This window comes from Lacinutrix sp. (assembly GCF_023299985.1).
In the GTDB taxonomy this organism is placed as follows: domain Bacteria; phylum Bacteroidota; class Bacteroidia; order Flavobacteriales; family Flavobacteriaceae; genus Lacinutrix.
The window spans coordinates 1-10,743 of the sequence record NZ_JALZVX010000160.1 but is presented as its reverse complement, the minus strand read 5'-3'; the positions used below and the strand labels follow the sequence as shown (position 1 = coordinate 10,743).

At 31.6% G+C, this 10,743-nt stretch carries 11 protein-coding genes; 3 read left to right on the top strand and 8 right to left on the bottom strand.

From position 1 onward, the window contains the following. From Q0C58_RS08895 to Q0C58_RS08870, 6 genes are all read right to left on the bottom strand, one after another. On the bottom strand, positions 1-1,040 hold a 1,040-nt coding region (locus Q0C58_RS08895), incomplete at its 3' end, for a two-component regulator propeller domain-containing protein (protein WP_290700266.1). A gap of 80 nt (positions 1,041-1,120) precedes the next feature. After that, a complete protein-coding gene (locus Q0C58_RS08890) occupies positions 1,121-1,666 on the bottom strand; it encodes a hypothetical protein (RefSeq protein WP_290700263.1) in 546 nt (181 codons plus the stop codon). 25 nt (positions 1,667-1,691) lie between these two features. Then, positions 1,692-2,732: a hypothetical protein gene (locus Q0C58_RS08885; protein WP_290700260.1), complete on the bottom strand. Its 1,041-nt coding sequence runs from the start codon at positions 2,730-2,732 to the stop codon at positions 1,692-1,694. Between the two features lie 6 nt (positions 2,733-2,738). Further along, entirely contained in the window at positions 2,739-3,050 is a 312-nt protein-coding gene (locus Q0C58_RS08880) for a hypothetical protein (protein ID WP_290700240.1), read from the bottom strand. Positions 3,051-3,053: 3 nt separating this feature from the next. Further along, the gene (locus tag Q0C58_RS08875; RefSeq protein WP_290700236.1) at positions 3,054-3,737 is read right to left on the bottom strand and encodes a hypothetical protein; all 684 of its coding nucleotides are present in this window, start codon (positions 3,735-3,737) and stop codon (positions 3,054-3,056) included. A gap of 23 nt (positions 3,738-3,760) precedes the next feature. Beyond that, positions 3,761-4,399: a putative metal-binding motif-containing protein gene (locus tag Q0C58_RS08870; RefSeq protein WP_290700233.1), complete on the bottom strand. Its 639-nt coding sequence runs from the start codon at positions 4,397-4,399 to the stop codon at positions 3,761-3,763. A 240-nt stretch (positions 4,400-4,639) separates the two neighbouring features. Here Q0C58_RS08870 and Q0C58_RS08865 point away from each other — a divergent pair, with 240 nt between their 5' ends. Next, positions 4,640-5,161 (top strand): hypothetical protein, encoded by a 522-nt coding sequence (locus Q0C58_RS08865; RefSeq protein WP_290700230.1) that lies wholly within the window; start codon positions 4,640-4,642, stop codon positions 5,159-5,161. Between the two features lie 39 nt (positions 5,162-5,200). Here Q0C58_RS08865 and Q0C58_RS08860 read toward each other — a convergent pair whose 3' ends face one another. After that, positions 5,201-6,127 carry a patatin-like phospholipase family protein gene (locus Q0C58_RS08860; RefSeq protein ID WP_290700227.1) on the bottom strand — a complete coding sequence of 309 codons (927 nt, stop codon included), beginning with the start codon at positions 6,125-6,127 and terminating at the stop codon, positions 5,201-5,203. Between the two features lie 31 nt (positions 6,128-6,158). Continuing rightward, on the bottom strand, positions 6,159-8,207 hold the full coding sequence (locus tag Q0C58_RS08855) for a M1 family metallopeptidase (RefSeq protein ID WP_290700224.1): 2,049 nt from the start codon (positions 8,205-8,207) through the stop codon (positions 6,159-6,161). Between the two features lie 292 nt (positions 8,208-8,499). On the opposite strand from Q0C58_RS08855, the gene recG reads away from it, so the two are divergent. Beyond that, entirely contained in the window at positions 8,500-10,602 is a 2,103-nt protein-coding gene (gene recG / locus Q0C58_RS08850) for an ATP-dependent DNA helicase RecG (protein ID WP_290700222.1), read from the top strand. A gap of 3 nt (positions 10,603-10,605) precedes the next feature. After that, a partial coding sequence (locus Q0C58_RS08845; RefSeq protein WP_290700268.1) for an NAD(P)-binding protein occupies positions 10,606-10,743 on the top strand: 138 nt, incomplete at its 3' end.

Sequence of the window (10,743 nt, the reverse complement as noted above, 5' to 3'; positions counted from 1 at the left end):
TCTCTATTTACATAAGGTAATTTATAAACGCCATTATTAAAAGTAGCTAACCAAACGGTATTTAATTTATCTATAAATCCAAAATGGGCTTGTAAGTCTTCAGGAAAATAAAACGGATTAGTTATTTCAAGGTTTTTATCCAAAATAGCTACAAAACCATCTCCAGAAATTTGTAACTTATTATTAACTAAGTTGATTCTTGGGTAAGTTATTAAATTATAACCTATATTTTCTTTAAAATAAAACTGTTTAAATTGTAGTGTATTTAAATTAAGTATAGAATAGTTTTTACTAGTTGTCCAAACGTATAAACTATCATTAATTTGACCTCTTAATCCTGTTTCACCATAAATATTAGAAGTCAAAAAACTATGTTCTTTTTTTAGCTTTTTATTGTATAAATGTATTTTTTCATCCATGTCAGAAAACACAAGTTGCGCTACTTCTTTATGTCTTATTTTTACCCAATCTTCTTTTAGATTTGTAGCCTTAAAGTTCACTTCTTCAACCCATTGGTTATCTTTTAAAGAAAATGTTTTGTTTGATTCAGTAGGAAAAATTGAGTCTCCAACTTGAGAAGAATATACAGGATTAATAATTTGGTTTTTTTTCTTATTTGGAAAAGAGATAACAGTGTCCTTTTCTATATAGCCTAAACTTACAGACTTAGACATATACCAGATTTTGCCGTCTGGTGTTGGAAAAGCATCCCAAACATCATTATTAGGCAAACCATTTTTAGTTGTAAAGGTTGTAAAGGTTTTACCGTTATACTTTACCATGCCTTTATCTGTTAAAAACCACATAAAACCTTTAGCATCCTGTACAATAGTGTATATATGGTTACTTGGCAGACCGTCTTTTGTTGAATAGTTGGTGTATTGTTGTGCGAATGAAATAGCAACCGAAAAATAAAATAGAAAACCTAAAAACTTTCTTTTTGCTATTCTTTTTGGCTTTTTAAAAAAAACAGAAAACACAGAAAAAAAACGCCATATCAAGATTAAAAATAAAGGGATATGTTCTTTTTTGTGTTTCAATATGTTTAATTTAAATATTTGTTACAAAAGTAGTGGATTAAAATTTCATCTTTCTAAAGCTCTTGAATAAATACTTTTCATTATTGATCCATACCTCTTTGCACTCTACAAAGACCATCTATGCTTCGTGTTACATTGTTTCCATCTTGAAACGTACCAGTAAATGTAAATTCAAGATACTCTCCAACATTTACTGGATTTGGAGGTATTACTGTAGCCACAATTGGATGCGCACTAAAATCTGCGGTTAAAATAAATAAGTTAGTTGATGTACTTTCTGCAAAGTAAAATTTCTCTGTTGTATTACTATCTTGTGCAATGCCCCAATTATAAGTTGTGCTTGGCATAAACGCAGTATTATCAAAAGTAAACGCAGCCGCAATACGTCTTAAACTACCACTAGGTTGTTCTCCAGATGCATTTATTTCGAATTTATCAATAGTTGTAGCATCTGTTTCAAAATGGCCTTCTACTTCAAAATCAAAGATACGTTCTACACCATCTATGGTATATTTAAAATATTCTTGTGTGTTTCCTGTTGTTGTAGTACCATCGTCATCGTCGCTACAATTAAAAGCTAGTGTTAAAAATACTGTTAAGATTAAAGTCTTTAAAATGGTTTTCATTTATATATAGTTTAGAGATTGTTATTTATTGACCAAGTGCTATAAAATTTCCAGAACCAATTGGCAAAGAAGATTGTAACACAAAACTATTACTACTTATATCGTAAATATGAAGCCCATTAGAATCGGTTACATAAGCATTATTACCGTTTAAAGCTATACCACTTGTTTTGCTTAATGGTTTCATATCTATTAAACTTAGTGAAGCCAAGTCATACATACGTACACCATCATAACTGGTTTGTAAAGGTGCATTTACACTCGCTTTCATTGTTACATAAGCAAAACCATTATGTATAGCAAAAGCCGTTGGGTAGCCTTCAATACTAACCTCATTAATTAAAGTAAGTGTTGCTGCATCAAATTGTTTTATTTTTTTATCTATTGTATTGGCTACATAAAGAAATGTACCGTCTGTTTCCACCCAACTGTGGTATTGTCCAAATGGAGAATCACCATAAGATCCTGTGTCTATATCTGTATTATTTGTTACTCCTGTGACCGCTGGAGAACCTGGAACTGTAATATCATAAGAATGTAGTCCATTTGCTTGATCTATAACAAATAATTTATTTTGAATTTTTGTTACACTCATAGCATCACCTCCTAAATTAACTTGAGAACTAAATGTTGAATTAGCTATATCTACAACATGTAAACCTCTATAAGTATCTGTAATATAACCAACACCATTAACAGTATACATGTCGCTTAATAAACTAAAAGCAAGTGTATTATCTTTTGCTATAGTTGAAGCAATTAAAGGTGTTGATGGGTTACTAATATCTACCAAACTAATGTAAGACGCAACAGCATCATACTGTGCAACATACGCTACATTTGGAGATACGCTTACAAAGTAAGATGTATTTATAGCAATGCTATTTACAAATATTGGAACTGTTGGTGTTGCAACATCTATAATTTTTAATTCTACACCATCAGTAATGTAAGCATATTGCGGAGTTACTGTACTTCCAGATGAACTTGAAGAACTATTATCACTACAACCAAAAGCAAATAATGTAATGGCAACTATATAAATTGATTTTAAAATTGTTTTCATAAATTATTATTTTTTATTAGCGTTATAAAAATTTAAAGCCTCAGAAAATTTAAAACCAAAAAAAGCATCTCTACCTTCGTAATGGATTACTTTTACACCATCAAATGCATCGTTTAAAAAAATGATTTTATGAAAGTCTTTTTCGGCTAATTTTTTTCCATTAATTAAATAGTATTTTACTATTTCTCTTTTTTTAGCTTCAGTCAACTGTTTTGTAATTTCTGTAGACCTTACCGTGTCTGGGTTTTTACTTTCTTCTTTACAATTAAAAACAAGTAAACCTATAACAAGTACTAAATATTTAAGTTTCGTTTTCATAGTTTAATCTTGAAAAACACCTAATGTTCCTTCATAATGTCCTGTAAATGTTTCACCAAGAAGATTTACATAAACATAATCAACATCAATAGTACTTTGTGATGGATTTACACTATCAATATTAATAGCATTTACTGTTAATGTAGGAATAGCATTATTTGCACCTTGCGCATTAGAATAATCGTCTCCTGAAGGGTTACCATATTCAACTCCATTAATAATATAAGGAGTACTAAATGGTATCATAGACCCTGTATAACCTTCTACTATGACAGTATCTGGTGTTGCATTAGTTGTTACATTATAAAGATCACCTACATAAGTACCACCTGCAACTGGAGCCGAATTTGCTAAACTTGGATTATCCTGAACATTTAAGTTAAAAAAAACAAAATTAGAAGTGTTTAATGAAAACACATACTCATTTGCAGTTGCTGGTGCTCCTGGATCATCTCCATCAGCCATACGACCATCTAAAAAGAAAAAATTGTATTCATCTGGAAAACCATCATTAGGGCTATCATCATCTTCATCTATTTCAAAATAAGCGTTTGCTGTTGGTGTAAACACGTTGTTATGTGTAAAACCATCTGTTGGAGTTACTGGATCTGTTTGTGCATCATCATTATTATCGCAACTAAAAGCTGTGATCCCTAATACTACTAAAAGTAGTTTTATTGTTTTCATACTAATTGTATTTAGTTAATTAATTAATTGTTGTCATTACCGTTACAATTACTATCTATACTATCATTCAATACTTCTGTAGCTCCAGGATTAATAGTTACATCATTATCATTACAATCTGTATTAAAAGCAGAAATTCCACCAGCAACATAAGTAGTTGCAATTGTTGTACCTCCATAACCATCTCCATCAATATCAACATAACGCATTCTTTCAGTATCAATTACAACACAATATTCCAATTCTATACCTCCAGTGGTTACTACATCAAATCGGAATTCGTCACCAACTACTGTTCCTGATCGTTGACAAGTTACTGTACCAAAATGGTTAGTTCCGTTTACTAAAAGATGACCTATCGATGTTGAAGATAAAGTTTCGGTGGCACCATTTGTTACTGCAATAGTAACAAAAACTACAAATTCACCAGATGGTGCTGTCCCAAAAATCTCAACTTCAGGTCCGTTACTTGACGCTAAAAAAAACTCTGTTGTTAAATTGGATTCTGGTATTGCGATATTTACATTATTCGAATTATCATCAAAGGTTAAACCTTGAAAATTACATACGTTTGTATTAGGTGCGGTGTTGTCATCATTATCACAATTAAAAATTGTAACAAGTAATACTAAGGTTAAAAAGAGTTTCAAAATTGATTTCATGTTATTTAAGTTAAGGTTAAAATAAAAGTCAAGATTAAATTTTTAATTTGGTCTTGACTTTATAAATTGATATAGATTAATAGCATTTCAAAAATACTAATGAAAGCATAAGAAAAATACTTCTATTATATAATTACTTGTTTTCAATCTATGAAAAGAGACTTTCATTCCATTAACGGTTTTCTTGTACAATACTTAAAAACGTATTAAGTTTGTTAAACAACTAAAAACTGAATTTAAATGGAAGATCAATTACTTAACTTACTCATGTTTATTGTACCCTCTTTAATAGTTGGAGCACTAGCTTATTTGTTTTTTAGAGAACATATTGAAAATGAAGATAACAGGCGTAAATTTGAGTTACTAAAGCAACTTCAAAAAGAAGCTTTACCACAACGCTTACAAGCTTACGAAAGATATTCGTTACTTTTAGAACGTATTTCGCCTAACAAATTACTAACCAGAGTAGCACCTATTTCTAATAGTAAAGATGACTACGAAGCGCTTTTAGTAACTAGCATAGAACAAGAATTTGAACATAACTTATCGCAACAAATTTATGTTACAGACAGTTGTTGGAGTATTATTAACGCCTCTAAAAGCGCAACGATACAACTTGTTAGAAAAGCAGCGTTAAGTGATAAAGTAGATTCTGCTAGTAAGCTTAGAGAAGTTATTTTAACAGATATGATGGATAAAACACCTCCAAGTAGTGCTGCATTATCCTACATAAAACAAGAAGTAAGCGAACTATGGAATTAGTGCAAATAGTATCTTTTTACAACGCATAAAAGCTATAGTTTATACATTAGGTTTCATTGGTACTGTAGATTTTAAAGGATTACTATTACCATGCTTATTCTGTGCATACAAGAAGCCTTGCATCCACCATTGTTCCATTAAGCTTTTATTAAAAATCAACGAATTTTCCGTTAGTTTTGTTGGCGTATAGTATAAGTTTAGCGTTACATTATTATGTAAAGCTGCTAGCTTACCTATAGTAATATCTCCTCGCTCTACTTGATCTAACAAATGCCCAAAAAGGTTAATCATTAACGAAAACGGATTTTTACCAAGTACTTTATTATATTCTAAATTCTCGCTTTCAAGAATAATGGCATCAATTTCTGTTGCTCCTCTATTTATGGCTTCTCTAATAGGTACAACACAACCCAAACCACCATCTGCATATTCAAAGCCATTTCTTTTTACTAATGACATAAACGGAATATAATTACACGAAATCCATATCCAATCACAGAACTCCTCATAACTAAAGTCGTTAATAGACTTGTATTCTGTTCGGTTTTTAGAGAGGTTTGCAACCGTTACAACAACATCTTCCTTTTCTTCACGAATACGATTGTACTCCTCTAAAGTAAAACTCTTTTTAATTAATCTTTTTAAAGATTTACTTTCACCAAACGTTCGTTTTCTCTTAATAAACTGAAGCAAAGTATTAAAGTAATTTATAGACACATACTCTCTTCCGTTTTTCTTTTTTATTACGAAAGGATTAATACTAAAAATGGAGTGCTGGTTTACGTGTGTAAACACATCGTACAATTTACCAATATCGTTTGATGCCAAATGTGGTACTAATAAACTTCCAGTTGAGGTACCCAAAAACATATCATACTCTCTACCTTCTTGCTCAATTAAATATTGTGCAACTCCTCCTGCAAATGCGCCTTTACTTCCTCCTCCAGAAATTACTAATGCTCTCAAAAATGTTTGTTTGGTTATTTAATATAAAATGTTATTCCTTTTGTATTTCCTGCAAATTAACGATTATCTCTTTATATTTTTCATCTTCGCTTAGCGATTTTAATAAATCTCTAGCAAAGCTCTTAAATCTCCAATTGTGATGTGTAGTTGCTTCTATTAAACTTAGTAGTGTTTCAGCATTAAAAACCTTCAAATTATTAATATAAGTAAATGCATTTTGTCGTGTTTGAAAACCATATTTAGATGAAGCGTAATCGCTCAATTCACTTATATAAATTTTATTATATGCTGAATTATATTCTGGTGTAAACAACGCTAAAGCTAACCATAAACACTTTACGTTTTTATCGTTAAAACCTATAACATCTTTAGTTGCATCTAAATACTTTGCTCTATCTTTAGGGTACTTAGACCATAAATTATACAACGCTATTTCTTTTGTAGTATATGATGCATCCTTTAGTAACGACTCGTTTTCCGCCTTAAAACCATCAGGAATTACTTGCGCTAGTAACTGACGTGTTTTTATTTCGTTAGAACTAAAAGCTTCTGTTATTAAATCTCTATACGTTGGATAATCTGGTTTCTTTAAAGCTTCACGTAAAACGGCAAGTCTTTCAGTATAATAGCCTTTAGGTAACTCTGTAATTAAACTTGAAGGCACGTAACCATTATCGTCTGTTCTATAACTTAAATATTGTGCTTCTTCTATGGTTTCTAAAAAAGTAATACTCTCGTTTTTCTTTAAACTCGCTCTCATTTTTGCCAATGGCAATGTTTTAGACACCAACCATTCGGCTTCAAAACTGCTTAAATTTTGTTTTGATACTTTTTCAACTTCAGAAATAAAATTTTCTGTTTCTACATTTTTAAAAGCGTAAGTGTTTAGATAATTTTTTATTGCTTTTTTAAAAGCAGCTTCTCCTACTTTTTCTTTTAAAATATGTAAAGCCCAAGCTCCTTTTTTATAAAAAGTAATACTACTTGCTTTAGGGTCTAGTAATGCAGTTGCTTCTCCTTCTACTTGTTGATTTATAAGCTCTTTTGCGTAGTCGTAAAGCGTGTTGTAATAGTAATCGTCTCCAAAAATATCGCGCTCTGCAAGCAAGGCGTAATACGTTGCAAAGCCTTCTTGTAGCCAATGGTGCTTCCCTTCGGTTGCAGTAACTAAATCACCAAACCATTGGTGCGCAAGTTCGTGAGCGTTTACGTTAACATAGTTTTTATCTATAAAACTAGTGTCGTCAATCATAAAATCATCACTAAAAATAGTGAGACTTGTATTTTCCATTCCAGAATACAAAAAGTCTTTTACAGGCACTTGTTTATAGTTTTGCCAAGGATAAGGCACACCTATTTCTTCTTCCAAAAAATCGAACATTTGCTTTGTGTAACGATATGTTGGCTCTACTCTTGCAGAATCTTCTGGATAGTAATATAACTCTATTGGTATTCCGCTTTTAGAGGTGATTTTTTTTTTATTGTATTTACCAATTGCTAAAGCTACTAAGTAGCTGGACATTGGTTTTTGCATGTTGTAATGCCACTTTGTTCTGGTTTCTCCTACTTCTTTGTTTACAAGCTTTCCGTTAGCTAGAACTTCGTAACCGTTTTCATAAGTAATAGATAAATCAAACTCAATTTTATCGTTTGTATCATCTATACTTGGTAACCAATTGCTTGTGTATTTACCTTGACCTTGAGTCCAGATTTGTTTTGAATTATCCTTTTCAACAAAATAGATTGCTTTTTTAGGTTGAACAAAATAACCCAAAGTTAAAGTATGTGAGTTCCCTTTCTTAAACTGATAATTGATTTTAATTTGTTTTCCATCATATTCATGAAGAATTGATCCATCATCTAGCTTAAACTCAATCTGACTAAAATTTTTTGCATCAATAAAAATTGAATCAACATCCTTCAATACTTTAAAAGCATAAAACACATGACCACCAATTCCATTATCAATTGATTTAACAACTAAATCAGCTTTTACATCAATAAAATCGACATATTCAGTCTGTTGTGCTTCAGCAGACAAACACATAAAAGTTATAAAAACAAAGAGTAAGTATTTCATATATAGTTTAAAGTACAAGTATCAGACCAAAATACAATTTTTTGTCATTCCTGCGAAGGCAGGAATCCACAATGATGATAAAAAGCTTCAAAATAGATTCCTGCCTTCGCAGGAATGACAAAAGATAATAAAATTGACAGTTCGAATGATTAGACATAGGAGAATTATATCGATAACCATTTGAACTCAACTCTTAAAGCTTCTTGATACAAAATTCAAAAAAAAGAATTTCACTCGAAGTGACAAGAAACAGCTTTCTGTTTACAAAGAAATACATTAATTTCGTTCTCTAATGGCTACCAATCTTCAAACGTCTATAAATTACTTAAAAGGTGTTGGACCAAATCGTGCAGATTTGCTTCGCAAGGAACTTGGTATTCGTACTTATCAAGACCTCATCAATCTTTTTCCAAATCGTTATCTCGATCGTACAAAATATTATAAAATAAACACCTTATATCAAAATACTGCCGAAGTTCAAATTATAGGAAAAATTACTGCTTTTAAAGAAATCGCACAGAAAAGAGGCAAGCGTTTAGTGGCTACTTTTCAAGACGAAACTGGTACTATGGATTTGGTATGGTTTCGTGGTCATAAATGGATTAGAGAAAGTTTAAAATCCAACACACCTTATGTCGTTTTTGGAAAAGTAAATACATTTGGAGGGAAGTATAATATGGCACATCCAGATATTGAATTATTGACGGAACACGAGCAAAATTTACGTTCTACTTTACAACCTATTTATCCATCTACAGAGAAGTTATCAAGCAGAGGAATCACCAATAGAATGATGATTAAAATCATGCAAAATCTCTTCTTAGAAACTGGCGGAAAATTTGTTGAAACACTGCCCGAAAATTTACGTTCTAATCTTAAATTAATTCCTAAATCTGAAGCTCTTTTAAACATTCATTTTCCTAAGGAATCTGATGCGCTTTCTAAAGCAGAATTTAGGCTTAAATTTGAAGAATTATTTTACATACAATTACAGTTAATTCTTAAAAATTTAATTCATAAATCGAAGATAAAAGGCTTTGCTTTTGAAACCGTTGGCGAGCACTTTAATTCGTTTTTTAAAAACCATTTACCTTTTGAATTAACTGATGCACAAAAAAGAGTGCTCAAAGAAATTCGAGTAGATTTAGGCAGTAATGCACAAATGAATAGGCTTTTACAAGGCGATGTTGGTTCTGGAAAAACAATAGTTGCACTAATGTCAATGCTTATAGCACTTGACAATGGTTTTCAAGCCTGCTTAATGGCACCTACTGCTATTTTGTCAGTACAGCACTTTAATGGTTTAAGTGAATTGTGTAAAAAATTGAAAATCAGCATTAAATTACTTCAAGGCTCAAGTAAAGCTTCAGAACGTCGTGAAATACACGAAATGCTCGAAAATGGAGAATTAGACATCCTAATTGGTACACATGCTTTACTAGAAGATAAAGTGAAATTTAAAAATTTAGGCTTAGCAATTATAGACGAGCAACACAGATTTGGTGTAAAGCAACGTTCTAAATTATGGAAAAAAAACAGCTTCCCTCCTAACGTTTTAGTAATGACTGCAACACCAATTCCGCGTACTTTAGCCATGTCTGTTTATGGTGATTTAGACATCTCTGTTATAGACGAATTACCACCAGGTAGAAAGGCTATAAAAACAGTCCACAGATACGACTCAAATAGACTCAAAGTTTTTAGATTTATAAGAGAAGAAATAAAGAAAAAAAGACAGGTTTATATTGTCTATCCTTTAATACAAGAAAGCGCTCAAATGGACTATAAAGATTTAATGGATGGCTACGAAAGTATCGCTCGAGATTTTCCTGCTCCTGAGTATCAAATTTCTATTGTACATGGCAAAATGAAACCTGCAGATAAGGCCTTCGAAATGGAACGCTTTATAAAAGGACAAACACAAATAATGGTGGCAACAACTGTAATTGAAGTTGGCGTAAATGTACCAAATGCTTCGGTCATGATTATTGAAAGTGCAGAGCGTTTTGGACTCTCTCAATTACACCAATTACGAGGTCGTGTTGGTCGTGGTGCAGAGCAAAGTTATTGCATTTTAATGACGAGCCACAAACAGTCCGAAAACAGTAAAAAACGAATGGAAACGATGGTGAGAACCAACGATGGTTTTGAAATTGCCGAAGTCGATTTAAAACTTCGTGGTCCTGGAGATATTATGGGAACACAGCAAAGTGGTATTTTAAATCTTCGAATTGCAGATATTGTAAAAGATAGCGATATTTTAAAACATGCGAGACAGCATGCAAAGCAGGTTCTAAAAAAAGATCCTTCGCTTGGACATCTAGATAATACTGTTATTTTAGATACTTACCGACAAATGAGTAAGTATAAAAACATTTGGAATTATATTTCTTAGTCAATGGATACTATTAAAACAGACCTACTTATTATTGGAGCTGGTTTAACAGGCTTAACATTGGCTTACTACTTAAAAAACCTTAATATTTCTTTTAAAATAGTAGAAGCCAGATCAACTATTGGTGGTAGAATAAACACC

Coding starts and splice junctions, on each gene's coding strand:
- Q0C58_RS08885 (WP_290700260.1), bottom strand. CDS start 2,732: ATGAAAACAATTTTAAAATCAATTTATATAGTTGCCATTACATTATTT.
- Q0C58_RS08880 (WP_290700240.1), bottom strand. CDS start 3,050: ATGAAAACGAAACTTAAATATTTAGTACTTGTTATAGGTTTACTTGTT.
- Q0C58_RS08875 (WP_290700236.1), bottom strand. CDS start 3,737: ATGAAAACAATAAAACTACTTTTAGTAGTATTAGGGATCACAGCTTTT.
- recG (WP_290700222.1), top strand. CDS start 8,500: ATGGCTACCAATCTTCAAACGTCTATAAATTACTTAAAAGGTGTTGGA.
- Q0C58_RS08890 (WP_290700263.1), bottom strand. CDS start 1,666: ATGAAAACCATTTTAAAGACTTTAATCTTAACAGTATTTTTAACACTA.
- Q0C58_RS08855 (WP_290700224.1), bottom strand. CDS start 8,207: ATGAAATACTTACTCTTTGTTTTTATAACTTTTATGTGTTTGTCTGCT.
- Q0C58_RS08865 (WP_290700230.1), top strand. CDS start 4,640: ATGGAAGATCAATTACTTAACTTACTCATGTTTATTGTACCCTCTTTA.
- Q0C58_RS08870 (WP_290700233.1), bottom strand. CDS start 4,399: ATGAAATCAATTTTGAAACTCTTTTTAACCTTAGTATTACTTGTTACA.